Source organism: Mycobacterium sp. E2462, assembly GCF_001672685.1.
Lineage (GTDB): Bacteria > Actinomycetota > Actinomycetes > Mycobacteriales > Mycobacteriaceae > Mycobacterium.
The window spans coordinates 1-26,717 of the sequence record NZ_LZKC01000331.1 but is presented as its reverse complement, the minus strand read 5'-3'; the positions used below and the strand labels follow the sequence as shown (position 1 = coordinate 26,717).

The window sequence follows — 26,717 nt, the reverse complement described above, 5'->3', positions numbered from 1 at the left end:
ATGGTCTCATCATCGGGGAAATCCACGCGCAACCGGCGGGCGATCTGCTCCGGGCTCCAGCCCTGATCTCCGCGGTGAGTTTGTTGCGTCCGTTCCATTTCCCGCCGGCAGGACCGGTGAAGGTTCGGCCGTCGGGGCCGCGTACGACCCCGGAGAGCTTGTCCTGGACGTAGCGGCGCAGCCGGTCGTTGGCGACCAGCTTGGCCGTTTTGGGACGCCGTGCCCGCCGTTCAGCGTGCCATTGAGCGATCGAGGCTTTGTCATCAAGCCGGTAGGTGCGCGTGGAGGCGTTGCGCCGCAATTCCCGCGAGATCGTCGAGGCCGCACGGCCGAGCCGGCGGGCGATATCGCGCACACCGGCACCCTGAGCGCGCCACAAGGCGATGTCTTCGCGCTCACCCGATGACAGATAACGGCCCGAAACATTCACTGGCAAGCATGGATTCACACCGCCAGCGTGACGGAACCACCGAAACCCGACCGGAGATGACACGCCCGCGGCTGCCGCGGCGTCCTCCGTCATCACCCCCGCGGCAATAGCCTCCCAGAACCGGACCCGGTCCTGGCGCCAGGCCACCGTCGGCCGCCCCGGTGAGGGAATCTGCCTTCGATAGCCACGAACCTCAATTTGTCGCTTCCCATAACCCACCGCGGAGATCAGGGCTGGAGCCCGGAGCAGATCGCCCGCCGGTTGCGCGTGGATTTCCCCGATGATGAGACCATGCGGATCAGCCACGAAGCCATCTACCAGGCGCTCTACGTCGAGACCCGCGGTGCACTCAAACGTGATCTGGTCAGCTGCCTGCGCCGAGGCCGGGCCTTGCGGGTGCCGTGGGCCCGGACCCGGCAGAAAGCCTGGGCGCATTTCACCGCGGAGACGCTGATCAGCCAACGGCCACCCGAGGTGGCTGATTGCGCTGTTCCGGGGCATTGGGAGGGTGATCTGCTGATTGGGTTGCAGCGCAGCGCGATCGGCACCCTGGTGGAAACGCAGCAGCCGTTTCGTGATGCTGATCCACCTGCCCCGAGAGGATGGCTACGGGGTGCTCCCGCGGACCAAAAACGGCCCCGCATTGGCCGGCTACGGCGCCCTGACGATGGCTAACGCGCTTGCGCAGTCAATCACTACCCTGCCGGCCGAGCTGCGGCGGTCGTTGACCTGGGACCGCGGCAAGGAGCTGTCGGCGCACGCCCAGTTCTCGATCGCCTCCGGGGTCAAGGTCTACTTCGCTGACCCAAAAAGTCCCTGGCAGCGCGGCACCAACGAAAACACCAATGGTCTGTTACGCCAGTATTTTCCGAAAGGAACCGACCTCTTCCGCTGGGACGCCAACGACATCGCCGCGATCGCCCACACTCTCAACACTCGGCCCCACAAAACACTTGGCTGGCGCACACCCGCAGAATCCTCAACGACCACCTACGCTCGCTTCAGCAAGCTGGGGTTGCGACCACCGATTGAATTTAGCGGGCGCGTCGGTGCGTGCGGGGACAACGCTGCCATGGAGTCGTTCTTCGCCCTTCTCCAGCGCAACGCGCTCGACCGGCGACGCTGGACCACCCGAGCCGAACTGCGCCTTGCGATCGTGTCGTGGATTGAGCGGACCTACCACCGACGCCGCCGGCAACGCGCACTCGGCAGGCTCACCCCGATAGAGTTCGAATTGCTCCACACACCAGTCGCAACCGCGGCCTGAAAATCACACCCCGCGAGTCAACCGAACTCGGGGCAGTCCCGAACAGCTATCGGATCGGGTTCCTTCCTTCTGCTTGGTCCGCGCGTTCTGGTGTTCGGTCCTATCGCTGGGAGACGGCGGACCTGAGTCCAGCCGTGGGGCGGGGCGAGGTCGGTACATGCCGGAACCAGGGTTGAAGTCGCGCCGACAAGTGCTCAGATACCGAGGTTCGTTAACGACGCCGAAGGCGTTTATGAGTCTCGTGGACAGGGCGGCTGCGCGAGTGTGAGGTCCGGTAGAGGGTCGGACTCGGGTTAGTCCATCAGCGGCTGACGGCCGGCGCCGCAGCAAACACCCCTGACCGCTCATCGGGGGAGTGCGCCGTGAAAAGCGAAGATGATGCAGTTTTGCCAGTTGGGCGCCACCGACACGTGTTGCGCAAGAACGTAAACCATGCCACAACCGGCTGGCGCTCGCGCGCTGAGGAACGACGCGGCCATGCGCGGCGACGCCGGCGCTGGGACAACCAGCCGGTAAGGCCCGCCACCGGCAGGGGCGAAACCGGGGAAGGCCTCACGAGGTGTTTCGGTAGGAGGAAGTGCGACCCACGTGGTTTCGGTTTTCGCCGGTCAGCTGTTGCGCAATCAGAACAAACCCGCAACACTGCACTGCGATACATGGACCTCAAAGCGCTTGGTTCGGGGCCGACAGCTGGCCTATCTCGACGCGGCATGGAGAAGAAATGGTGACGCCAGAAGGCCGTGTGCGCCAGCGTGTTTGGGACACGCGTCGCAGCGCGAAAGCGGAGCGTCTGGCGGCTGCTGGGCAGTTCGTCGACGGCAAAGTGATCAAGGCAGCCGAGCTGGGCGCGCTGCTCGAGGCGGTCATCCGGCCCGGCGACAAGGTTGCGTTGGAGGGCGACAACCAGAAGCAGGCGGACTTTCTGTCCCGCACGCTGGCCGGCTGCGACCCGGGAAAGCTGCACGATCTGCACATGCTGATCGGGTCGGTGTCCCGCGTCGAGCACCTCGATCTGTTTGAGCTCGGTATCGCCTCCCGCCTCGATTTCGCGTACGCCGGTCCGCAGAGCGTGCGGATCGCGCAGCTGGTCGCCGATGGCACGGTTGCGATCGGGGCGGTGCACACCTATGTCGAGCTCTACGCCCGCATGGTGGTCGATCTTCGACCCGACGTGGCGCTGTTGTGCGCCGCCGCCGCCGACACCCGCGGCAACCTATACACCGGGCCCAACACCGAAGACACCCCGACCATCGCCGAGGCCGCGGCGTTTCACGACGGCGTGGTGATCGTGCAAGCCGACGACATCGTCGAGGCCGGCAAGTTGCCCCGTGTCGACATTCCTGGCGACTGGGTGGATCTGGTGGTCCAGGCTGATCGGCCGTTCGCGTTGGAGCCACTGTTTACCCGAGACCCCAAACACATTGGCCCGGTGGAGATCCGGCAGGCGATGATCGCCCTGCGCGGGGTCTATGAGCGTCATCAGGTGGTGTCGCTGAACCACGGTGTCGGGTTCAGCACCGCCGCCATCGAGCTGATCCTGCCCACCTACGGCGAGCAGCTGGGTCTTCGCGGCAAGATTGCCCGCAACTGGACTCTCAACCCGCACCCGACGTTGATTCCGGCGATCGAATCGGGCTGGGTGGAGACGATCCACAGCTTCGGTGGCGAATCGGGCATGGACAAGTATGTGGCCGCTCGCCCGGACGTCTTCTTCACCGGCGCCGACGGCTCGTTGCGCTCCAACCGAGTGTTGTGCCAGCTCGCGGGCCAATACGCGATCGACATGTTCATCGGGTCCACGTTGCAAATGGACGCCGACGCCAACTCCTCGACCGTGACCGAAAGCCGGCTCAGCGGGTTCGGCGGGGCGCCCAACATGGGACACGACCCGCACGGCCGACGCCACTCGACCCCGGCGTGGCTGGACCTGCACTACGGCGAGGGCGCGGCGATGCGTGGGCGCAAACTCGTCGTGCAGATCGTGCAAACCTTCCAGTCCGGCGGCATCCCCACCTTCGTCGAGTCGCTCGACGCCATCGAGTTCGGCAAGAAGGCCGGCATGGCGCTGCCACCGGTCATGATCTACGGGGACGACGTCAGCCACGTGGTCACTGAAGAGGGTGTGGCCTACCTGTATAAGGCAAGCTCGTTGGAGGATCGACGTGCCGCGCTGGCCGCGATCGCCGGAGTCACCCCGCTGGGGCGCGGTGCGGACGCCGCCCGGCTGGAGGGGCTGCGCCGCGACGGGCTGGTCGCGTTGCCCGAAGACCTCAAGATCGACGCGAACCTGGCGAACCGGTCGCTGCTGGCCGCCCGCAGCATCGGTGATCTTGTCGCTTGGTCGGGCGGTTTGTACGAGCCGCCGGCCCGATTCCGGGATTGGTGAAACATGCTCGTGATGCCGGACACCACTGAAAACTCGTGCGGCGCGGCGCCGTTGGCTGTCGCTGTGAGCCCGGACAGGCTCGGGCGGCTGGCCGCGCGAGCCCTGCGCGAGGAGGCCATCCTCACACCCAAGCCCGGGCTGGTCGACCTGCGCGGTGGTAATGCCCACCACGACATGGACGTCGAGACCCTCGTCGCCTCCGCGGATGCGCTGGCCGACCCGATCATTCGTTGCGCCGAAGCGGCTCTCTCCGCGCCGCTGGGGCCGCGGCTCCGCGCGCGCATCGGGGCGATCGGCCGCGCCGGTGAGCGCCGCATGCTTGACGCCACCGGCGGGGTCAACACCCACCGCGGCGCACTGTGGACGCTGGGGCTGCTCGCCGCGGGTTTGGCCGTACATCCCCATCCTGCGTCGGCCGCCGCCTTCGCGGCGCGACTGGCCAGCATCCCCGATCCGGCCCTACCGGTACGGCAGCTTTCGCACGGCGCGGTCGCCCGCCGCCGCTACGGCGCTGCCGGGGCGGTCGGCGAGGCGTGCGCCGGATTTCCCCACACCATGCAGGTGGCCCTGCCGGCGCTGCGCGCCGCGCGCGCCGCGGGCTGCGACGAGGACACCGCGCGGCTGGCCGCCCTGTTGAGTTGTATGGCACGCCTGGAAGACACCTGCACACTTCACCGCGCCGGCCGCGAGGGTCTGGCCATCGTCCGCGACGGCGCCGAAGCGATCCTGCGAGCCGGCGGTTGGGCCACCACTCGCGGGCGCGAGCTGTTGGGTGAGCTGGACCTGGTCACCCGCCGCCTCCGCCTGTCCACAGGCGGCAGCGGCGATGTGCTGGCGGCTGCCCTTTTCGTTGACAGCACTGAAAAGCTCTGGCGCGCAGCCGAAAAGGATTAACACGATGCGGACCTTGCAGTACCAGTTCGAAGCGTCTCAACGGCCGGCCCGGCGCGTGCACATCGGCGTCGTGGCCTCCGGTGATCTTGAGATTCTGCTGGAGCCCCGCGACGACGAACCGGACGCCGGCACCTTCGCGCGGGTGCGCGTCCGGACCAGCGTCGACGGGTTCGACCAGGTGTGGCACGCGACCCTGCAACGCTTCTTCGCCCGGACACCCATGCTGGGGCGATGGGAGCTCAACGACGCCGGTGCGACCCCGGCGATCGTGACGCTGCGGCTTCAGCAAGCCGCTCAGGAAGCCCAGGCCGCCGAAACTGACGCGACGCCAACAGGTGATTCCGCGTGACGCCGACCGCGGGCGGGTTCCCCGGCGGGGCGGCAGCGGCGCTGGGAGCCGTGGCCGATGACGGGAGCCTCGACTGGCAGCGGGTGCTGGCGCGACGGAGCTTCCTCGAACTCGATGCTTTCGCCCGTGCCGCAACGCTTCTCGACGACGGCTCGATGCGGGTGTTGTGCGGACCGTTCGATCGCCTCGAATCGCCGTGGCTAGAGCCACAGGGCGTCACCCCGCAATCGGATGACGGCGTAGTGATCGCCCGCGGCACCCTCGACGGCACGCAGGTCGTCGTCGCCTCGATCGAACAAGGATTTCAGGGCGGCGGCATCGGTGAGGTGTCCGGCGCCAAGATCACCCAAGCGCTGCGGCTCGCCGCCGCCGACAGCCGCCGCGGCGTTGCGGTCCCCGCTGTCCTGCTGCTGGAAACCGGTGGAGTTCGGTTGCAGGAAGCCAACCTCGGCCTCAATGCCGTCGCCGAAGTCTGTGCTGCCCTGCTTGAACTGCGCCCGCTCGCGCCCGTGGTGGGGGTGGTCGCAGGCTCGGTCGGGTCGTTCGGCGGAATGAGCATCGCCACCGCGTTGTGCACCCACATCGTCGTCACCCCCGAAGCGCGCATCGGGCTCAACGGGGCGGCCGTGATCGAGCAGGAGGCCGGCGTCGAGGAGTTCGACTCGTCGGACCGTGGGCTCACCTGGGCCATCGTCGGCGGGGAGCAACGCCGCCGAACCGGCTTGGCCGATACCCTCGTCGTCGACGACACCGCCGCCGTGCGGGAAGCGGTCGGCGCCGCCATCGCCACCGGCGCCGGCCCGGCGGGCTCGCACCGCAGCGAGAAGCTCGACGTTCTCGACGAGCGGTTGGCGACCATCAACCCGGCAGACCCGCCCGCGCCGCTTGAGCTGCGAAACATGTGGGGCGACAGCTACGACAAGCCACCGGCGAGCCATGCCCCCCACCCGCAACGCGGCGAACCGCACGAAGGCGCCGAGCGGTCTTCGGTGGAACCCAGCCAGCGGGGCAGGAATTGGATCACGGCGCTCGCCGGCGACGCGAAACCTGAACCGGTGGTCGGCTCGGTCCTGCGCGCGGACGCAGACGGCCGCACCTATCTGGCCGTCGTCCCCGACCCGGCGAACCCGTTCTATCGCGCCCGCCAGGGACAAGTCGGACTCACCGAGTGCGCCGCGCTGGCCCGATCGGTCCGCGACATCACAGCCGCCGACGCCACTGCCGAGCACCGCCGTGCGATCGTTGCCATCGTCGACCTGCCCAGCCAGGCCTACGGGCGCATCGAGGAAATGGTGGGGCTGCACCAGGCCATCGCCGCGGCCGTCGACGCCTACGCCGCCGCCCGCGTGGCCGGGCACCCGATCGTCGCGCTGGTTGTCGGGCACGCGCTATCCGGGGGCTTTCTGACCCACGGCCTGCAGGCGTCGCAAATCCTTGCCCTCGACGACCCAGGCGTGGAGGTGCACGCCATGCACAAACCGGCCGCCGCGCGCATCACCCTGCGCACCGTCGAGCAGCTCGACGAACTCGCAAAGACGATTCCGCCGCTGAGCTATAACGTGCGCGACTGGGCCACCCTGGGTTTCTGCGACGAACTGCTCACCGTCCGTGACGCGGAATCACCGACCCCGCACGACGTGGACGTCGTAAGCCGCGCCCTCGGTGAGGCCGTGCGGCGAGCCCGGGAAGGCCCGCGTGATCTGTCCAACCGGCTCGAGTCGGCGTTTGCGCACACCAACCGCAGGGCGTCCCGCGCCGTGCGGGAATCCATTGCGAAGCAGTGGAACTCACCACCCGTGTCATGACTTCCGCTCGGGCACACGACCTCATCCGGCTCGAAGACCCGGCGGCTCAGCTGACCGGCGACGAGCCCCCGTGGATCCGCGCCGCGCTCACCCAGACGCCATGGGTGGTCGTGCGCCGCGCTGTCGCGGCTCCCGGTCACCTCGCCGTCGGCGTCCGGGGAACCTACCGCCATCAACGGCACGCCATGGAGGTCTCGGAGACCGCAGTGCTCGAGGTGCTGCGCCCCGAGGACCTGCGCCCTTCGCCGCGTGGTTCAGCATCTGACACTGCCGCGATCAGCTCCTTGCGCACCGCAATGCCCCTGCTCGACGATTCCGGTTATCCATGGGGTCCGACTGGCAGTGCCGGCTTCGAGTTGGCCACCGGTCATCCCGCCACCACACCGTCCAGCGATCTCGACCTGGTCATTCGGCTTCTCGAACGCCCGACGGCCCGAGAAATCGAAACCCTGGCGACGCAATTGTCAGCGCTGCCAGCACGTGTCGACTGTCAGCTGGACACCGACGGGGGCGCGGTCAACCTGACCGAACTCGCCGGAGGTCTCGACCGGATCCTGCTGCGCACGCTCACCGGTGCACGTCTGGTCGCGCTCGAGGAGATTGTGACGCAATGACCTGCCGCGTAACCGTTTTCGGCGGCCGATGAGCACCGCGCTGCTTTTTCCGGGGCAGGGGTCGCAGCGCCCGGCCATGCTGCAATCGCTGCCCCAAACCCCCGCCGCGGCGCGATCCTGGGCCGAGGCCCAGCGTTGCCTGGCGGATCTGGATGGCCTTCCGGAGCAACTCGACACGGCCGAGGCGCTGCAATCCACCACCAACGCCCAACTGTGCCTGCTCATCACCGGCGTCGCGTACGCCCGCGCGCTCATCGAAGACCACGGCCTGCAAGCAGAATTCGTGGCCGGTCACTCGGTCGGAGCCTTCGCCGCCGCTGTGGTGGCCGGGGTTCTCAACCTCACCGATGCCATCCGGGTCGTGCGCGTCCGCGGCGACATGATGCAACGCGCATGCGCCGCCCGGCAGTGGGGGATGGCCGCCATCAGCGGGCTGAGCCTGTCCGCCGTGCAATCGCTGGTCAGTTCGCATGGCACCGTGCAGGATCCGCTGTGGGTGGCCAACATCAACGCGGCCGATCAGACCGTGGTCAGCGGTACGGCCGCCGCGCTGGAAAATCTCCGCGGCCCCGCCGAGCGCGCCGGAGCGCGCAATTTGACCGCCCTCGACGTGCGGATCGCCTCACACTGCCCGCTGCAGGCAAGTACCGCCCACGCGGTAGCCGCTGAGCTGCGCAACGTTTCACCCGGTCGCCAACAACGCGCCTACCTGGCCAACCGCACCGGCCGCAGGCTTCACCACAACCCGGCCGGTGTCGTCGAGGACCTCGCCCAAGCGGTGCAACACCCCGTGCAGTGGTTCGACTGCATGCGGCTGATCGGCGAACTCGGCGTCACCACCACCATCGAAATGCCGCCCGGCCACGTCCTTACCTCACTCGCACTGTCCAGCCTGCCCGACGTGAGAGTCGCCGCCCTCGATGAAGTTGCCATCGACACGGTGTTGCGTCGAGCCCGGTCGGCTTACCCCTAAATCCGGTCCCGGGTGCTCACGTCACTGTGCCCGGTGGCTGGGCGGATGCGCTGTTGGGGTTGAGCGCCGACGTGGTGGTCGAACGCAAGGGTGTGTATCTATCAGTGCCGCAATCGATGTGGTGAGCCACCGCGGCGTTCTCCGGCCCGACGCCATGAGATCGCTGCGGTCGACCATGCCTCGGTCCGTGCGCAGGCAACGGGCCAAAGCGTCATCGGTACAGCGGCCCGCAATCGCCGACCTTGACCGGGGGGCGGCACGGTCCACTCCCGGCCGCTCGGCGGGACGCGCCCGGGTGGGCCGGCGCGCGCAGTTTCGCACGGTGAGGTACAGTCCCCAATCGACGCGGAACCCGAGTTCCGTCTCGTTGGGGAAGGGCAGGCGCGGTGAGCACGAGTACGGGGGCACGACCGTGTTTCGAGTGCTGAAAAAAGTCTGGCTGCCGCTGCTTCTCGCCGTCGTGGTCGCGCTCGGCGCCTACGCGGTCGTCCGCATCCGCGATACGTTCGGCTCCACCGGGCAGGTGGCGAGCGGCGAGGGCAACGGCGGCGACACCAAACCGTTCCATCCCAAGCGCATCACCTACGAGATGTCCGGATCGCCGAGCGGAACCGTCAACGTCGACTACCTCGACGAGAACGGGCAACCCCACCTCGTGGAGGCGGCCCCATTGCCATGGTCGTTCACGATCGTGACCACGCTGCCCTCGATGTCGGCCAACATCGTCGCCCAAGCCAGCGCCGGGGTGGACGCGCTGCGGTGCCGAGTCGTCGTCGACGGCCAGGTCCGCGACGATCGCAAAACCGATGACTACCAACCGTTTATCTATTGCTTGGTGAAATCCGTATGAGCAACCTGCACGCGGCGCCCCGCCCTGCGCTGATTCCTCGACTCATCCGCATCCTCGCGGTGCCGATCGTTTTGGGGTGGGCGTTCATCGCCGTGGCCCTGGGCGTCCTGTCACCGCCCCTGGATACGGTCGCCGATCAGCACTCGGTGCCGATGACCCCGCGGGACGCCCCGGCGTTCAAGTCGATGATGCACATCGGTGAAAAGTTCAAGGAATTCAATACCGACTCGTCGGCGATGGTGGTGCTCGAGGGCAAGGACAAACTCGGCGACAGCGCGCACGACTTCTACAACCACATCGTCAGCAAGCTCAAGGACGACCGTGAGCATGTGCAGAACGTCCAGGACTTCTGGGGTGACCCGCTGACCGCCGCCGGCTCGCAGAGCCCCGACGGCAAGGCGGCGTACGTCCAGGTCTTCCTCAACGGTGCGCAGGGCACCACCCCCAGCCACGAATCCGTCGCCGCGGTGCGCACAATCGTCGCCCAGACACCGGCGCCGCCGGGAGTGAGGGCCTATGTGGCCGGCAATACCGTGCTCAACGCCGACACCAGCCTCGTCGGCCACAAAAGCATGGCGACGATGGCGTTAGTCTCCATCATCGTCATCTTGGTGATGCTGCTGCTGGTTTACCGATCGATCGTGACCACGGTGCTGTGCCTGCTCGTGATCGGCATCGAATTGTTTGCGGCGCAGGGGATCACGGGAACGGCGGGTAACCTCAACATCATCGGCCTGACCCCGTACGCCGTCAGCATGGTCACCATGCTCAGCATCGCCGCGGGGACCGACTACGTCATCTTCCTGCTGGGCCGCTACCACGAGGCGCGGTCGCTCGGCCAGGATCGCGAGCAGGCGTTCTACACGGCCTATCACGGCGTCTCGCATGTCATCCTGGGCTCGGGCCTGACGATCGCGGGCGCCTGTCTGTGCCTGACGGCGTGCCGGCTGCCGTACTTCCAGACCATGGGCCTGCCGTGCGCCATCGCGCTGTTGGTGATCGTCTTCGCCGCGCTAACGCTGGCGCCGGCGGTGCTGGCGATCGGCTCGCGCTTCGGCCTTTTCGATCCCAAGCGTCCCATCGATGTCCGCGGTTGGCGCAAAGTCGGGACGGCCGTGGTGCGCTGGCCCAAGCCGATCATCGTGGTGACCGCGGCGATCGCCGTCATCGGCTTCATCAGCCTGTTGACCTACGTGCCGAACTACGACGACCAGAAGTTCACGCCCGACAACATGGCCGCCAACGTCGCGATGACGGCGGCCGAACGGCACTTCTCGCAGGCACGGATGAACCCGGAGCTGCTGATGGTCGAATCCGACCACGACCTGCGCGACCCGGCCGACATGTTGGTCATCGACCGCATCGCCAAGAGCGTCTTTCACCTTCGCGGTATCGAACGCGTGCAGACCATCACCAGACCACTGGGTGCGCCTATCGAGCACAGCTCCATCCCGTTTCAGATCGCGATGCAGAATTCGGGCACGCTGCAAACGGCCAAGTTCATGAATGACACCATGGCCAACATGCTCGAGCAGGCCGACGAGCTGGGTAAGACCATCGCCACCATGGAACACATGTACGGCGTCATGAAAGACCTGACGGCGACGACGCACAGCATGGTCGGCAGGACGCATCAAATGGTGGATACGACCAACGAACTGCGGGACCACATCTCCGATTTCGACGATTTCTTCCGGCCCATCAGAAGCTACTTCTATTGGGAGAAGCACTGTTTCGACATCCCGGTGTGCTGGTCGTTGCGCTCGATATTCGACACGCTCGACGGTATCGACGAGCTTGCCGACCAGATCTCCGGGCTCACCGTCGATCTCGACCATTTGGATCGGTTGATGCCCCAGCTGCTGGCCGATCTCCCGAAAACGATCGACTCGATGAAGACCATGCGCAACTTCATGCTGTCGACCCACAGCACGATGGCGGGTATCCAGGCGCACCAGCAGGAGGGGGCGCAGGGCTCAACCCTGATGGGGCAGTACTTCGACGAAGCCAAGAACGATGACTCGTTCTACCTGCCACCGGAAGTCTTCAAAAACCCCGACTTCGAACGCGGCTTGAAAATGTTCGTGTCGCCCGACGGCACGGCCGTCCGGTTCATCATCACCCACCAAGGCGATCCGGCCTCGGTGGAGGGCATCAAACACGTGGCGGGCATCAGGGACGCGGTCGCCGACGCCATCAAGGGCACTCCGCTGGAGAGCTCGAAGGTCTACCTGGCCGGCACCGCCTCGATGTACAGCGACATGCAGAAGGGCGTCATCATCGACCTACTGGTGGCGGGCATCTCGTGCATGATCCTCATCTTCGCGATCATGCTGGTCATCACCCGCAGTGTCGTCGCGGCGCTGGTCATCGTCGGCACTGTGGCCGCCTCGCTCGGCACGGCGTGCGGCCTGTCGGTGCTGTTATGGCAGGACATCGTCGGCCTTGGCCTGCAATGGATTGTCCTGCCGCTGTCGGTGATCATCTTGCTCGCGGTGGGTTCGGACTACAACCTGCTCCTCGTCTCGCGGCTCAAGGAGGAGATTCACGCCGGCCTCCACACCGGCATCATCCGTGGCATGGGCGCCTCGGGCCGGGTCGTCACCGCCGCCGGGCTGGTGTTCGCCTTCACCATGATGTCCATGATCGTCAGCCAGCTGCGCGTGATCGGTGAACTGGGAACCACCATCGGACTGGGCCTGTTGGTGGACACGCTCATCGTGCGGTCCTTCATGACGCCGTCGATCGCGGCGGCGCTGGGGCACTGGTTCTGGTGGCCGATCAATACGATCCGCCTGACCCGCAAGGCGTCCACCGCCGGTGACGCGCACACCGCGCCCATCCCACAGCTCGCGGCAACGTGAATCTGGCCCGCTGTTCTGCCAAGCTGTCGACAGCAGTGTTGGCAGTCGACGGGCCTGGGGGCATGGCGGAACCGGAATCGAAGCTTCGGCAGCGCACCGACGGGCGGCTGGACCGCTCGCGCGACCCCGCGATATTGGACGCCGCGCTGGCGGCCCTGGCCGAGCATGGCTACGACGCCGCCAACATGAACGACATCGCCGCGCGGGCGGGTGTGGGCAAGGCGGCGATCTACCGACGGTGGTCCTCGAAGGCCGCGCTGATGACCGACGCGCTCGTGTACTGGCGGCCCGACCTGTTGAGCAACGACGCCCCCGACACGGGCAGCCTGACCGGGGACCTCGACGTCATCGTCGAGCGCGCCAAACGCAACGACGATTCGCTGATCACGAACGACCTCGTTCTACGGGTCGCGATGGAAGCCGCTCACGACCCTCAACTCGCCTCGGCCCTCGGGGACCTGCTGCTGTTCAAGGGACGGCGAATCCTGTCCGTGGTCCTCACCCAGGCCGGTGACCGTGGCGAGATCTCCGCGTCCCGCGATTGGTCGCTGGTTGGCGACGTGCTGACCGCGATGGCGTTGATGCGCGTCATCACCGGTCAACCGGTTGACGCGCACTTCGTGCGGCAGGTCATCGACACCCTGATCCTGCCCGCGGTGCGAGCACCGACTGCCGCGGCCGCCCGAAAGAAGCGTTGAGAGCGTCGATCTGAGCCCTAACCGGCCGCAAGCGTGCCGTTCGGCGGTACGAGCGGAATGTCCGCTGCCGGCAGTGGATGACACAACAAATTTCCCTGCACGGCATCGCAGCCGTAGTCGCGCAGCCGTTGCACCGTGGCGTGATCCTCGACGCCTTCCGCCACGCTGGTGATGCCGAAGGCGCGTGCCAACTCGATGACGGACCGTGCGATGGTGGCGGCGCGGTGGTCGCGCAAGATCGGCGCAACGAACGCCCGATCGAGTTTGACGTCGTCGATGGGGAGCTCCCGCAGATACGTCAGGCTGCCGTAACCACTGCCGAAGTCGTCGATGGCCACGCGTATCCCGGCGGCGCGCAGGCGGTCGAGCACCTGGCGCGCCTTCGTGAGATCGGCCACCAACAAATCTTCGGTGATCTCGATGGTGAGAGAACTCGGCGATAGCTTGTTGGCGGTGAGTAACGACATGATCTGGTCGGGCAGCGCGTCGCTGTTGAGCGACGGTGCTCCGAGGTTGATGGCGACCGGGATCGCCGCGTCTAGGGCGTGCCAACCGGCGGCGTCCGAGATCGCCGTCGCCAGAACAAGATCGGTGAGCGCGTGCATCAACCCGTGCTCGCGCACCAAGGGCAGGAAGCGGGCTGGCTCGAGCATCCCAAAATTCGGGTGGTGCCAACGCACCAGGGCCTCCGCCCCGGTAACGAGCCCGGTCCTCAGGTCGAACTTGGGCTGGTAAAGGATGCTCAGCGAAGCACTTTCGATGGCGCGGCGCAATTCGCCGAGCAATTGCAGGCGGGCGAACGCGGTATCGTGAGCCGGCGGCTGGCCGGACGCGTCGCTCATCCCCGCGGTGAACATGCGCATGTTGGTCGTGCCGGCCAGCTGGGCGTAGGACCGCGCGGTGTCGGCCTCTTTGAGGATCTCGCCGGGCACGCGGCAGGCGACCGAGTCGGACCCTGCCGACGCCACGCCGATGCTCAGCCGCACGTCCAAACGGTGATCGTCGACGGCGATCGGGTCGTCGAAGGCGCGTGCCAGATCGTCGGCGATCTGGCACGCCACCTCCGGGCGGTCCTGCACCAGAATGGCGAAGTCGTCACCGCCCATGCGGGCAACGGTATGTGTGTGGTCGACGGCCGCCTCGATCCGCTGGCCGACGCTGCGCAGCAACTCGTCACCCACGGCATAACCGAGCGTGTTGTTGACCAGCTTGAAATCGTCGATGCTCACTGCGAGCAGGCTGACCGGCACGCCGTAGCGGGCGTGTTGGCGCAGCGCGTGGGTCAGGCGGTCGTGGAGCAGCCGACGGTTCGCCAGCCCGGTGAGCGGGTCGTGCAGTGCCGCTTCGGACACCGACACGAGCAGGCGTTGCTTGCGGTCGAGCAGGAAGATCTGACGTACGAGTGTGATCAAGAACAGTGACACGCACACCGCGAATACGAAAGCTTCCCGCCAGTACGACGGCCAAAAATGCGCCGCACCAACGACAATGGCGAGCAGGACCGGCAAGTAGGGCAGCCACAGCGCTGCCTTCGAGGAGGGTTGGGAGATGCCCAGGTCGAGGTCGGGGCCCGGCCGGGAAGCGGTGGCGGACAACGCGATGAAGTAGACACCGACGGTCCAGCCCAAGATCACCAGCCCGTCGGGGGTGTTGACCGGGTCGTCATCGCACCAGACATGCAGCGTTCCGGCCGCGCCGATGCTCGCCCATCCGACCATGATGAGCGTCGGCGAAAGTTGGCGGCTGGGCTCGGATTTGCGCACCACGATGTAGGTGGTCACCGCCAGGCCCCAATAGCTGGCGGTGGCGGTGGCGATAAGCTGGCCCACTCGACCCAGCGCCATGATGTCCAGGATGACCAAGAACGACGCCGCGATCAGGATGCCGTCGATCAGCAGCCCGGCGCCAAAACAGGAGTCATCCCTGCTGGGGATGGCGGCCGCGGTTGCCAGCCCCAGCAGGGGCAGAACCACGTATCCGAAGTTGGCCGCGGATAGGCCCGCAGCCGGATGGCCGCCGGTGACAGTGGCCCAGCAGTAGGCCGTCTGGCCCGCGGTCCAGCCGAGCAGCCCGACTGCCATCAAGGCCCAGGCGAGGCGTTGGCGACCGCGTGACCGCTGCGCCGCCAGCGCCGAAGCGGCGGTGGCGAACATGCTGGCGATCACGCAACTGATCGAGCCGATGACCGCGTGACCCCCATCGCTCACGCCGAACGGAGCCAGTGCGACCGCGAGCAACCCCAAAGACGCCCACACGACCACTGGGGATCTTCGCCGTGTCAGCGACAAGCTTCCTCCCGATCCGTCAGGCGCGACCATCGCTCGGAAGCAGAATATTGCACACAGTAAAAATAGGCCGCCTAATTTGCTGGCGCATGTCGAGAGGCTGATCGCGAGCTGCGGTGCTGCCGCCGGGAAGCCGAGCATGCTGTGCGGTGGCGGTCCGGGTTCACCGCCGACGGCGCAGCCTCGGGCCAAACCAGCGGGGTGGCGCGGCCGCCGTCACCTGCGATTGCGGGCAGCTTCCAGCGCCACGGCCACTTGAGCCAGCCAAAAGGTGTCGGTCAATGGTCGACGGGTGAGTTCGGCGAACCGCCGCAGCCGATAGTTGACGGTGTTGCGATGACAATGCATTTCATCTGCCGTGGCCGCGACGGATTGGCCCAGTCGCAACCAGGTACGGACAGTGGCGATGAGTGGCTCGGCTCTCTCAGGTGCGAGCTCGAGCACCGGTCCCAGGGTGGCCGCCACGACGGCCGCGGCGGCGTCGGGCGAGCTGGCGAGCAGCACGGGTAACACGTCGCGGTCGTAGCGCGTGGTTGGTCGGCCGTCGGACGAGGCCGCCATCGCGACCTGCGCTTGGGCGCGGGCCTTCGAGCACTCGGCGACTGTGCTGAACGAGCTGCTGAGACCGATCAACACCGGAATTTTTGAGCAGATGCTGTCAGCGATGCTGTCCAGCGCATCGGCGCGATTCCGTCGAAGCGACACGACGCCGATCTGCGAACTGGTCGTAAGGCGAAACCACGCGTCCTGGACGGCGGCGTGTGAAGAGATCAGCGTCTCGATGTCGGGAGGCGGGTCCCCGATCGACGTGTTCTCGGCGCTGGTCGCCGAGATGACTGTCAGCTGGCCGGTCCGGGGGAGGCCCAGGGCGGCGACCGCGTCCCAGAACTGCGCGCCGATGCTGGATTCGTTGAACAACACCGTATCGAGCAGGGCCGCTCGGACCTGCTCGTTGCGCCGAGCGTCGCGGATCTCGATCTCGCGGAAAACGGCGTGCGCGCGAAGCGAATTGGTGTTCATCCAGGCGAAGATCGATGGTGTCGCCGCGATCAACGCTTCCTTGTCGATTTCGTCGGTCTCCGCCAGTCGGGCGAGCTCGTCCCAGATGGTGGCGGCACCAAGGCGGTAGGCGTGCAGCAAGCTGGACAACGACAGACCTTGGCTGGCGCGGTGACGAATCGCGGCGTCGAAGCTGGAGTGGCCAGGTTCGGCGCCACGATCGATCCAGTCGAGCATTTCGTCGAGGTAGTCGGCGATGTTGTCGTGCACGGTTTCACCGCTGTCGACGTCGTCCGGGAGGTAGTCCGGAACTTCGCTCCGGAGGCGGGTGAGGACCTTCGACACGATCGCGGGCGACTGCTGACGGACGCGGTCGGACAACACTGTCAGCGGTCGCTGTTGCAACATGTATCGGATCGTAAAGCGCCACGCCGCCCTGTGCCCTGGCACAGGGTTCGCGATGGCGAATTTGGGCTGCCGTTCATTGTGCTGGCCACACCGAGCGGCGACGCTTCTTGTCATGAACACCGCCTCGGATCGGACCATCGTCTTGGTGCACGGCCTGTGGATGACGCCGCTGGCGTGGGAGGACTGGGTCGCGCGTTACCGCGCCCGGGGATTCACCGTCTTGACGCCGGGCTACCCGGGTGTTGCTCCCGGCCCGGCCGGAGTCACCGCGTTGCGTAACGATGCCGCACCGCTGGCCGATCTCGGGGTGCGGGATGTCTTCGATCACCTCGCCGAGCTCATCGAAGAACTCACCGAACCGCCGATCCTGATGGGACATTCGTTCGGCGGCACCTTCGTGCAACTCCTGCTCGACGCCGGTTATGGGCGAGTCGGGGTGTCGATCGACGGTGCCGCCGTCAAAGGCATCAAAGCGCTGCCGTTCAGCGAGATCCGAGCTACATTCCCGGTATTGAGAAACCCCGCCAACCTGCACCGTGCGGTGCCTATCACAGCGGAGCAATTTCATTACGCGTTCACCAACACACTCGCGCAAGCGGATTCGCAAGTCGCCTATGAGCGCTACGCGGTTCCGGTGCCCGCGCGGATCTTGTTTCAGGGAGGACTGGCCAACGTCACGCACCACGCCGCCACCACCTACAACTTCGCCAACGACGACCGCGGCCCCCTGCTGTTCATCGCCGGCGGCCGGGACCACATCTTGCCGCCCGCGGTCCAGCACGAGAACTACATGAAGAACGCCAAACACTCGGCCGCGATCACCGCCTACAAACTGTTCCCCGAGCGCGACCACTTCACCTGTGGCGCACCGGGGTGGGAAGAAGTCGCTGACTTCGCCTTGAACTGGGCTCTGAACCCCGTGCCCGGTGAGCTCGAGTAACTCCTTGCACAAACTTCACACGAAAGCGATGACCACTAGTGACAACAGTGCGCGACGCCATCCTTGATCTTTTCCGCTCACACAATCTCACCACCTGGTTCGGTAACCCCGGATCCTCCGAATTGGCTCTGCTGCAAGACTTTCCCGACGACTTCCGGTATTTTCTCGGACTGCAAGAAATGATCCCGGTCGGGATGGCCGACGCCTACGCCCAAATCACTCGTCGTCCGGCCGTGGTCAACCTGCACACCGCTCCAGGAATGGGTAACGCGCAAGGTCAGATCTACAACGCCTACGTGAACAAGACACCGCTGATCATCACGGCAGGCAATCAGCGCCGCAACATGCAAAATCAGTACTGTTTGCTGACCAACCACGAAGCCACCACCACGCCTAAGCCGTTCATCAAATGGGCGGCTGAGCCAGCGATTGCCAGCGAATCACCGGCCGTGCTGGCCCGCGCGATCCACCTGGCGACGACCCCGCCGATGGGACCGGTATTCGTCTCGTTGCCGATGGACGACATGCCGATCGAGCTCACGGCGGAACAGCTCGACGACAGCAAGGTGGTGCGCGAGCGCACCGTGATCCACGCCGCCGGTTTTCCGACCGACCTGGCCGAGCAACTCGGTGCGCGGTTGGATGCCGCCAAATCACCGGCGATCGTCGTCGGCGGCGATATCGACCGCTATGACGCCTACGAGGCGGTCGTCGAGTTGGCCGAACGCACGCAAGCGCCTGTCTTCACGGCGCCGCTGACCGGCTGGAGCGGCTTCCCCGAAAATCACCGCCTCTACCACGGAGCTCTGCCTCCCGGCGCCGGCTGGATCTCGCAGATCCTCGCCGGCCACGATCTGATCCTCGCGATCGGAACCTCGGTATTCCGCTACTACCCGCTGGTGCCTGGGCCCTACCTGCCGCAGGGTGCAAGCCTGATCCACATCACCAACGATCCCGACGAGGCCGCGCGCGCTCCCGTCGGGGACGCGATCGTCGCCGACGTCCGCACTGCGGCAAGCGCGTTGGCCGCGGCGGTGAAACCCACGCAGCGCCCCGCTCCCGCCCCGCGCGCCGCGGTCCCCGAACGGGTATCGGAGCACGTGCCCCTCAAGCCCGCGAACCTGTGGACGGCCGTTGCCCACGCCGCACCCGAGGACACGCTATGGGTCAGCGAAGCGGGCAGCAACGAAATTCCCCTCACCGAAAGCATCCGCCCGGGCCACCCGCTGTCACATCTGTCCGCCGCCGGGGGCGGGCTCGGCTGGGGCCTGCCCGCATCCGTCGGAGCGCAGATCGCAGCTCCCGACCGACCGGTCGTGGCGTTGATGGGCGATGGTTCAATGCATTACGCGATCACCGCACTATGGAGCGCGGCGCGATACCGGATCCCCATCACCGTTGTCGTGGCTTCCAACGCCGAGTATGGCGTGGTCAAGGAGTTCGGTGTGTGGGAGAAAACTCCGCATGTCCCCGGCCTCGACATCCCCGGCCTCGACATCGTCGGGACCGCAGCCAGCTACGGTGTCGACGCTCACGAAGCGACCAGCAGCGACGACGTCTATGAGATGGTCCGGGCCGGCATCGCCGACCGCGACCGACCGACGTTGATCAACGCGCGCACCACGCCCGTGTCGGGCGGATTCGGCAGCTAGGAGTATTCGATGGAAGAAGCGATTGTCTCGGCGTTCACCTCGGCGCTCGGCGGCCCCGACGCAGTGGCCACCGATGCGGCGACCCTGGCCGAAAATGGGCGCGACTACTGGGGTTTCGGTCAGCAGCCGGGGCTGGTGCTGCGCCCGCACACCCGCGACGATGTCGTCGCGATCGTCAAAATTGCCGCCCAACACGATATCTCGTTGGTCACGCGTGGCGGCGCGTCGAACTGCAGCGCCGGAGTCATGGCCGGTGCCGACCGCGCGGTGATCGATCTGACGAAGATGAATCAGATTCTCGAAATCGATCCGTCGGCCCGCACGGCCCGAGTCCAGCCCGGCGTCATCAATTACGACCTGCAGGAGCAGCTAGCCCCACACAAGCTGGTGTTCTCGCCGGACCCCGTGTCGGCGCACCTGGCGACGATCGGCGGCAACATCATCGAAAACGCGGGCGGCCCACACGCTCTCAAATACGGCGTCACCTACAACCACGTGCTCGCCGTTGAAGCGGTACTCGCCGACGGTTCGGTAGCCCGGTTCAGCGCCGACGACGACGGCCCGGACCTGCTGGGTGTGCTCATCGGGTCGGAAGGCACCCTGGCCATCCTCGTCGAGGCCACCTTGTCGCTGCGGCCGATCCCCCCAGTCACCCGCAGCCTGATGGGAAGTTTCACCACAGCCCGGGAGGCGGCCGAAACCATCGCCGCGATCATCCAGACCGGGACCGTGCCCGCAGCGGTCGAATGGCTGGACCGTGTCGGCATCGCCGGTCTGCAGCAGTTCACCGACACCGGCTATCCCACCGACGCCGACGCGATCGTGCTCATCGACGTCGATGGCGCCGCCGACGAGGTCGACCGCGACGCCCAGATCGTCGACCAAGTCCTGCGCCGGCACGCCGTCGAGGTGCGCCGCGCCGACGACGACGATGCCCGCGCCAAGCTGTGGTACGGCCGCCTGCACGCCCCAGACGCCGTCGTGCATAGCGGCAAGGGCTTTTTCATCGGCGACGTCACCGTTCCCCGCCAACACATCCCCGAGATGCAGCAGGCAATCCAGGATGCCGCCAAGCGGCACTCCGACGCGCTGCTGTTCATCGCGGTGACCGGGCATGCCGGCGACGGTGACCTGCACCCGACCACTTTCTACGACAAGGACAACCCCAACGCGGCCGCCGCCCTGGAGGCCGCCAACAACGAAATCATCGAAGCAGCATTAAAACTCGGCGGCACGATCACCGGCGAGCATGGCGTGGGCACCGAGAAAATACAGTTCATGACCAAGCGTTTCACCCCGGTGGAGATCGCCGCCCAGCGCGTCATCAAGAAGGTCTTCGATCCTGCGCAACGCTTCAATCCCGGCATCATGCTGCCCGACGCGTCGTCGGAAGAGCCCGCACTGCCCGAGTTCGAGGCCGCAGTCCGAGCTGCTCTGGAACACCAGCCCGCTTCCGCTGTGCCGGTCGACGGCGGCGACACCACGGTCGAGGTCAACACCGGCAACCTGAACCTCGTGGTCGGCGCCGCGGTCACCCTCGGTGAACTGTCGCGCACGCTCGCCGAGCGAGGCGTCGCCTGCCCCGCCATCCCCGCGGTAGGCACCGAACGCACCGTCGGCGAATTGATCGCCCACGCGACGGGCGAGGAACGCCTCGCCGTGCGCCACGGGCTGCTCGGCATCGAGGTCGTCCTCCCCGACGGTGCTGCCGCCGCCCGCTTCGGCGGCCAGAATATGAAAGACGTCGCCGGCTACGACACCAAACGGCTATTTATCGGCGGCAACAACGCCTTTGGATCGATCACCAGCGCCGTGTTCAAGATTGCGGTCACCCGGTGACGCCGCGGGCGCGATAAGCGGACGCATGTCGTGGCAGATGCGGGCCATCGCGACCTACGGGCGCCTCGTTCGCAGACCCCGTACCTACGCAACAGCCCGAAGCGCGCGTGCCTACCTCAACCGCCCCAAGCGCAGCGGCGAACCACCCGCGCAACTCGCCGCGTCGACGCGCTTCCAGCTGACCTACGACACCATCGACGGATTCCGTTGCTACACGGTGCGGTTCTCGAGCCTCCAGCCGATGTCTGCCGACGGCCCCTCGGTGGTGTATGTCCATGGCGGCGCCTACGTCAACCAAATCGAACGCGCGCATTGGAAACTGATCTGCGGCATCGCCGAAGCCACGCGACGCCCAGTACACGTGCCGCTCTACGGGCTCGCGCCCCAGCACTGCGCTGAGGAAGCGATCGACTTCCTCCGCAGCGTGACCGGCCGAGCCGCGCAGTCCGGGCCGATTTACCTGGCCGGCGACTCCTCCGGCGCAGGCCTAGCGCTGGCAGCCGCCCAAACGATCATCGGCGACGCAGCGACCCCACTGCTCGGACTCACACTGATCAGCCCCTGGCTCGACATCGCCCTGACCAATCCCGCCGTTGACACCATCGGGAAGCGCGACCCCTGGCTTGCCGCACCCGGACTGCGTGAATGCGGCCGCGTCTGGGCGAAAGACCTGTCGTTGGCCGACCACCGAGTCAGCCCCATTTTCGGTGAGCTGCACGGCCTTCCGCCGATCGACCTCTACGTCGGCGACCGCGACATCTTCGTCGCCGACTGCCGCCGGTTGCGCGAGAGCAGCACGAGCGAGCGCATCAGCTACCACGAACAACGGGGGGCCATACACGTGTACCCGCTCCTGCCGGTACCCGAAGCCCGCCCCGCACGACACGCCCTCCTCGGCCACATCGCGACGGTGCTCAACGCAGCGGGGCACGACGACGGCCGCGACACTTTAAGGAAACGATGACTAACCGCGCAGTCGACTTCCCACACGCCACCACCGTTGAAAGTTTGCGCTTCACCGCGCTGGTGGGACTGCCCAATGTGGCGGAGGGCCTCTTCAGCCGCCGGCCCGCAGTGACCGCCGCGCTGAACCGAGCCGGTGTGCCCCGGCGCGCGCACCGACTGCTCGCCGCGTTGCATCGTCGCTACGGCGACGGTCCGCTGTGGGTGAACGTCGGAAGCCGCCCGACATTGCTCGTCTTCGGTCCCGATCAGATCCGCTTCGTTCTCTCGCAGGCGCCGGAGCCGTTCGCCTCCGATCCCGAACCCAAACTGTCCGGCATGAAAAGGTTTCAGCCGCACGCCCTCACGATTTCCCGAGGCGACCACTGGTCTGACCGGCGCCGGTTCACCGACGCCGTCCTCGCACACGCCACCGGCGCCGGCGCGATCACCGACCGATGCAACACCGTCGCCGACGAAGAGGCCCGCGCGCTTCCCGACAGACTCGGTTGGCCACAGTTCCACGCGGCGATACAACGCATCGCGCGGCGAATCATCCTCGGCGACATCGCAGCCGACGACACGCAGATATCGGCGCAACTGGTGACGCTGATGGCCAAAGCCAACCCACCCGGCAAGGGGGACACCAAGCTTTTCGCGACCTTCCTGACGTCGCTGGACCGCTACGTTCTCGCCGCGGAAGCTCACAGCCTGGTCGGGCAGTTTCACGCCGCGCCCGCCACCGACATCACTCATCCGACCCATCAGGTCATCCACTGGATGTTCGCGATGGGCGACACCCTTGCAATCAACCTCTGGCGTTGTTTGGCGGTGCTTGCCGCTCATCCCGCCGCCCTCGCCGAGGCGCAGCGGGAAGTCGACGAGAAGCAAAGCCGCGACTACCTTTTCGGCTGCCTCTCCGAGGCGATGCGCCTATGGCCCAGCACGCCGGCACTGGCGAGGACACTGACCCGGGCCACCGAATGGGGCGGCACGACAGTTCCGCAAGCGACACACGTCATGATCGTCAACAGCTTCAACCACCGCGACACCGACCGGTGGCCCGCGGCGGACCGATTCAATCCCAGCGCGTGGACCGAGGGACCGGCTGCCCACTCGTGGTCATTCAACTTCTTCAGTCACGGTCCGCAAGGTTGTCCCGGCGCCGACCTTGCGCTGCGACTCGGAGCCGTCGTGTTAACGGCGATACTCAGCGAGCGCACCCCGGCGGTGACCGGGAATCAACTCCACCCGAACAAACCGTTGCCTCTGACACTCGACGGCTCACGCCTCACCGTGCGACTGACACCTCGCCATTGACGTCCCGGCCGCCGGGTCACCACCGCGGACGCAAGTACGGCCGAGCTGGCGTTGATCAGTTCAGCGCTGCCGACCCACCAACAAGTGGGCACCCCGTGTGCCAGGGACCGACGCGGGTGCCGCTAGCACAGGGCGGCGGCCGAAAAACTTCCCCCCGCCACCAGCGCGATGACGAGCGCCGCGGTGTGCTGACCCATGGTCGCGGCGGCGACGACGCCCACGATCGAAGCGATGAAGACGGTGACGGTCAACAACGCGACGAGTAGTCGGTGCGAGTTCACTGCGGCGCCGGCACGAGGCGCGACGGCGACCTTGCTCGAACGAACCATGAATCTATGAAATCGCACCGGTGTGACGTACGCAACAACCGTAATAAGGTGTGTTCTATATCACACCATCAGGACTGCGTGGTGCTCGAGAAATTGAGGCTCATCCGGGCGGCCGCCAGCCCGTGACGCGAGCGCGGTCATACCATCAGCGGCCCGCCGAAGCCGGGGACGGCGCCGATCGGGATCAGCGCCAACCCGACGGCCAGGAACCTGAACGCTCGCAATGCTTTCAGTGAGAGGTCCTGGTCGATTTCCGGTCGGCGGGCGGCGAAGGGCAGGAACGCAACCCCGACGTCGAAGGCGACGATGGTCAGCCAACGCGTCCAGTCGTAACCGGTGAGGAAGACCGGAACGATCAACGCCAGCCCCACAAGCACCCAGGCGGCGCGCCCGCGTAGCGCCTCGGTGAAGGCTCGCACGGGAACGCCGGACACCGCGCTGACTCCCCACAACGTGACCGCGACCGCGGCGGCGCCGAACACGAAGGACATGGTGAGCCCGACGGGACCGATGTGGCCGACGCTGTGAATCGCGTCGACGATGCTGTGGTCGAAGCTCGGCAGGACGTTACGGCAGACCCAGTCGTGATAATCGGTCTGACGGGGCCGCCCATCGATGACGAAGCGCAACAACGTGCCGGGTGAGGTGACGGTGGCAAACGGGTTGGGCAGCGGGTGATGCGGCACCGCTGAACACAATTGGGCGGCGACGTCGTGGCGGCCGAACACCGCCACGCCGGTCGCGGTGCCGGCACCTGGCAGGACCGCCAGTAGCACACCCCGGCCCGGGGCCGTCCGCAGCGGACCTCCGACGACGACGGTCACCAGCACGGCCCCGAGCGCGAACTGCAAACCCACCGCCTCGTGCACCAGAGTGAGCGCGGCTGTCGTGACGCCGTACGCGGCGCAGCATGCCGTTGCCGCGGCACCCGACCGTGCGAACGACAGCGCCGCTGCGAAGAAAGCCAGCGCGGCACCGCCAAACAGGTCCGGGCGTGCCGAATAGGCGGCGAAGGGAACGCCAAAGGGCAGCAAGGGGATCAGCAGCGCGATCAGCATCCGGCGTTCCGACCACGGGCGGCGGCCCAGCACCAGCCAAGCGAGTGTCACCAAGCCCGATAAGAAGGCGACCGTCGACAGCCACCTGAGACCGAGAGTGACCCCGAAATAGTGGCCCGGGATCAGCCCGGCGACTTCACCGGCGAGGCCCCGCCGCACAAAGCCGTGCGCGTAGTCGGCCGCGTAGTAGGACATCCAGTAGACGTCCAGTGGCACAACGGCGACGGCGCACCACAACACCGTCAACGACCAGGCAGCGATGCACCACGCTGCCCAGACATGCCGGCGTCGGCGCGTGCGGTCCGCCGGTGCGGGGCTCAGCCCCACCCTCAAGGCTGGCCCTCGTAGCCGCTGTCGGCGCGCAGGCCCAGGTCGGCAAGCGCTCCGCAGGCGAGCTCACGCGCGGCCGCCGCGGTGTTCTCGGCGCCCTCGTGGTAGGCGGCCACGGTGAGGAACCGCGCGTCGCCGACCTTGCCGGTGGCGCAGAACAACTGGCCGCCGGCCTCTTCGACCCGACGGCGGGTGGCGCCCTGCTCGACGAGCCGGATGGCGATCTCGGTGGCGTCCGCTCCGTCGATGCGGCCCACCGCCGTGTCGATGACGCCGAGATTGGAGCAGCCCACCGGCAATTGGTCAACTGACATCGCGATGTCCTCGGCGCGCCGGACCAGCCATCGCGGAGTGAACGGCACGAGCGGCAGGCCGGCGAGCATCGCGTTGGGCTGCTGCCGCAGCGCGCTCAACGCGCCCTTGAGGTCGGAGCGCACGCCGCCGAGCTCGGTGGCGACCGCGCGTGCGTCGACGGCCAGGGTGATCGAGGTCAACGCGTTGGCACGGTCGTCGTCGGCCGACGTGCGCTCACTCACCGGCAGCACGATGGTCGCGGTGTGTCCGTCGGCGAGCACCCGGCCCGCGCGATCGGCGAGGCGGGCCGCGAACGCGACGAAAAGCGCGTTGCTGCTTCCGTCCAGGCTGCGCGCACGCGCTTCCCAGGCCGCATTGTCGGTCTGCAGCGTGACCGCCGGCAGGGTGATCGCTACATCGTCAACGGCATTGTGCGCCAATGCCTTACGTGTCGACCGCGGGACCTTGGCAGGACTGGCGTTGAACACGATCACCAAGGTCGCCAGGAGCGCGCGGAGCACCGTCGGCAGGGACAGCAGGGCTTCGGCGAGATCCTCGGCCACCGCGCGCCACCTGGTCCGCGAGCCGGGCAGCGGGTAGCCGAGGTTGCGGCGCTCCTTCTTGACACCCTCGGTGATGGCCTGCACGAAGGCGAGCCCGTCGACGACGCAGTGCGAGGCGACCAGGGTCACCGCCGCGCCGCCGTCGTCGAACGGCAACACGCCCAGATGGAAGGCCGGGCCATGCTCGGGGTCGACGGGCACCTGCGCGCGCTGTTCGACCCACGCACCGAGCTCCCACCGGGGCCGGGCCGGCTCCACCGCGACGGGGGGCGGGCGGCCGCCGAGGACCCACCGATGCTGGCCGAACGGCAACGGCGACCGTTCGATCCGCCGCCCAAGTAGGCCGGCACTCAGATGGTCGGTGAAGGCTCGCAATTCGTCGACGTTGACGTCGCGGTCGTAGAGCCACGTGCATTGCGCCGCGCTGGTCGTGGTGTTCGCGCCCGCGGCCATCCGCGGTTATCGCGCCGCGGCCGAAGCGGGGTGCTAGTGGGACGGCTCGGGCTGCTGGACCAGGCTGCTTTCCTGCGGCTGCGCGCCACCGGTCAGGGCAGCGCGGCGCAATGCACGTGGCTCTACGACCGCGACGTCAACGTCGACGAATTGCGAGCCTTCACAGACCATCTGA

19 protein-coding genes and 3 pseudogenes are annotated in these 26,717 nt (G+C 66.9%); 16 read left to right on the top strand and 6 right to left on the bottom strand.

The genetic code is table 11. The features are described from left to right. Nucleotides 1-523, bottom strand: a pseudogene (locus tag A5714_RS25500) (transposase); the annotation flags it as partial. A 126-nt stretch (nucleotides 524-649) separates the two neighbouring features. On the opposite strand from A5714_RS25500, the pseudogene A5714_RS17405 reads away from it, so the two are divergent. From A5714_RS17405 to A5714_RS17360, 11 genes and pseudogenes are all read left to right on the top strand, one after another. Continuing rightward, nucleotides 650-1,462 (top strand): annotated as a pseudogene (locus A5714_RS17405) (IS30 family transposase); the annotation flags it as partial. A 7-nt stretch (nucleotides 1,463-1,469) separates the two neighbouring features. Beyond that, nucleotides 1,470-1,697: pseudogene (locus A5714_RS25495) on the top strand (integrase core domain-containing protein); the annotation flags it as partial. Between the two features lie 721 nt (nucleotides 1,698-2,418). Continuing rightward, on the top strand, nucleotides 2,419-4,083 hold the full coding sequence (gene mdcA / locus A5714_RS17400; protein WP_068287153.1) for a malonate decarboxylase subunit alpha: 1,665 nt from the start codon (nucleotides 2,419-2,421) through the stop codon (nucleotides 4,081-4,083). A gap of 12 nt (nucleotides 4,084-4,095) precedes the next feature. Continuing rightward, entirely contained in the window at nucleotides 4,096-4,977 is an 882-nt protein-coding gene (locus A5714_RS17395; RefSeq protein WP_068287161.1) for a triphosphoribosyl-dephospho-CoA synthase, read from the top strand. Nucleotides 4,978-4,981: 4 nt separating this feature from the next. Further along, nucleotides 4,982-5,326 (top strand): malonate decarboxylase acyl carrier protein, encoded by a 345-nt coding sequence (gene mdcC, locus A5714_RS17390; protein ID WP_068287150.1) that lies wholly within the window; start codon nucleotides 4,982-4,984, stop codon nucleotides 5,324-5,326. After that, nucleotides 5,323-7,131 (top strand): biotin-independent malonate decarboxylase subunit beta, encoded by a 1,809-nt coding sequence (gene mdcD / locus A5714_RS17385; RefSeq protein ID WP_231975916.1) that lies wholly within the window; start codon nucleotides 5,323-5,325, stop codon nucleotides 7,129-7,131. The genes mdcC and mdcD overlap by 4 nt, the downstream gene beginning before the upstream one ends. Then, entirely contained in the window at nucleotides 7,107-7,745 is a 639-nt protein-coding gene (locus tag A5714_RS17380) for a malonate decarboxylase holo-ACP synthase (protein ID WP_156747361.1), read from the top strand. The genes mdcD and A5714_RS17380 overlap by 25 nt, the downstream gene beginning before the upstream one ends. A 28-nt stretch (nucleotides 7,746-7,773) precedes the next feature. Further along, the gene (locus A5714_RS17375) at nucleotides 7,774-8,718 is read left to right on the top strand and encodes an ACP S-malonyltransferase (RefSeq protein WP_068287143.1); all 945 of its coding nucleotides are present in this window, start codon (nucleotides 7,774-7,776) and stop codon (nucleotides 8,716-8,718) included. Between the two features lie 412 nt (nucleotides 8,719-9,130). Continuing rightward, nucleotides 9,131-9,568 (top strand): MmpS family transport accessory protein, encoded by a 438-nt coding sequence (locus tag A5714_RS27195; RefSeq protein ID WP_197502789.1) that lies wholly within the window; start codon nucleotides 9,131-9,133, stop codon nucleotides 9,566-9,568. Then, entirely contained in the window at nucleotides 9,565-12,432 is a 2,868-nt protein-coding gene (locus tag A5714_RS17365) for an RND family transporter (protein ID WP_082959811.1), read from the top strand. Before A5714_RS27195 ends, A5714_RS17365 begins: the two co-directional genes overlap by 4 nt. A 62-nt stretch (nucleotides 12,433-12,494) precedes the next feature. Next, nucleotides 12,495-13,130 carry a TetR/AcrR family transcriptional regulator gene (locus tag A5714_RS17360; RefSeq protein WP_068068311.1) on the top strand — a complete coding sequence of 212 codons (636 nt, stop codon included), beginning with the start codon at nucleotides 12,495-12,497 and terminating at the stop codon, nucleotides 13,128-13,130. A 17-nt stretch (nucleotides 13,131-13,147) separates the two neighbouring features. Here A5714_RS17360 and A5714_RS17355 read toward each other — a convergent pair whose 3' ends face one another. Together A5714_RS17355 and A5714_RS17350 are read right to left on the bottom strand one after the other, a co-directional pair. Continuing rightward, on the bottom strand, nucleotides 13,148-15,556 hold the full coding sequence (locus A5714_RS17355) for a bifunctional diguanylate cyclase/phosphodiesterase (protein ID WP_082959810.1): 2,409 nt from the start codon (nucleotides 15,554-15,556) through the stop codon (nucleotides 13,148-13,150). A gap of 75 nt (nucleotides 15,557-15,631) precedes the next feature. Next, nucleotides 15,632-16,822, bottom strand: coding sequence for a CdaR family transcriptional regulator (locus A5714_RS17350; protein WP_068068306.1), 1,191 nt, complete (start codon nucleotides 16,820-16,822; stop codon nucleotides 15,632-15,634). Nucleotides 16,823-16,934: 112 nt separating this feature from the next. On the opposite strand from A5714_RS17350, the gene A5714_RS17345 reads away from it, so the two are divergent. Genes A5714_RS17345 through A5714_RS17325 form a run of 5 tightly spaced genes read left to right on the top strand, consistent with a single transcriptional unit; the run spans nucleotide 16,935 to nucleotide 23,515 of the window. Next, on the top strand, nucleotides 16,935-17,762 hold the full coding sequence (locus A5714_RS17345) for an alpha/beta hydrolase (protein WP_068068304.1): 828 nt from the start codon (nucleotides 16,935-16,937) through the stop codon (nucleotides 17,760-17,762). A 47-nt stretch (nucleotides 17,763-17,809) separates the two neighbouring features. Continuing rightward, on the top strand, nucleotides 17,810-19,414 hold the full coding sequence (mdlC, locus tag A5714_RS17340) for a benzoylformate decarboxylase (protein WP_082959808.1): 1,605 nt from the start codon (nucleotides 17,810-17,812) through the stop codon (nucleotides 19,412-19,414). A gap of 9 nt (nucleotides 19,415-19,423) precedes the next feature. After that, nucleotides 19,424-21,253 carry an FAD-binding oxidoreductase gene (locus tag A5714_RS17335; protein ID WP_068287138.1) on the top strand — a complete coding sequence of 610 codons (1,830 nt, stop codon included), beginning with the start codon at nucleotides 19,424-19,426 and terminating at the stop codon, nucleotides 21,251-21,253. A 25-nt stretch (nucleotides 21,254-21,278) separates the two neighbouring features. Continuing rightward, nucleotides 21,279-22,217: an alpha/beta hydrolase fold domain-containing protein gene (locus A5714_RS17330; protein ID WP_082959807.1), complete on the top strand. Its 939-nt coding sequence runs from the start codon at nucleotides 21,279-21,281 to the stop codon at nucleotides 22,215-22,217. Next, nucleotides 22,214-23,515, top strand: coding sequence for a cytochrome P450 (locus A5714_RS17325; protein ID WP_068287135.1), 1,302 nt, complete (start codon nucleotides 22,214-22,216; stop codon nucleotides 23,513-23,515). The genes A5714_RS17330 and A5714_RS17325 overlap by 4 nt, the downstream gene beginning before the upstream one ends. A gap of 122 nt (nucleotides 23,516-23,637) precedes the next feature. Here the strand turns inward: A5714_RS17325 and A5714_RS17320 are convergent, their stop codons facing one another. The 3 genes from A5714_RS17320 to A5714_RS17310 form a co-directional block, all read right to left on the bottom strand. Beyond that, nucleotides 23,638-23,844 (bottom strand): hypothetical protein, encoded by a 207-nt coding sequence (locus A5714_RS17320; protein ID WP_068287131.1) that lies wholly within the window; start codon nucleotides 23,842-23,844, stop codon nucleotides 23,638-23,640. Between the two features lie 137 nt (nucleotides 23,845-23,981). Continuing rightward, entirely contained in the window at nucleotides 23,982-25,118 is a 1,137-nt protein-coding gene (locus A5714_RS17315; protein ID WP_231975915.1) for a hypothetical protein, read from the bottom strand. Nucleotides 25,119-25,231: 113 nt separating this feature from the next. Next, nucleotides 25,232-26,542 carry a hypothetical protein gene (locus A5714_RS17310; RefSeq protein ID WP_068287124.1) on the bottom strand — a complete coding sequence of 437 codons (1,311 nt, stop codon included), beginning with the start codon at nucleotides 26,540-26,542 and terminating at the stop codon, nucleotides 25,232-25,234. Nucleotides 26,543-26,717 lie beyond the last annotated feature (175 nt).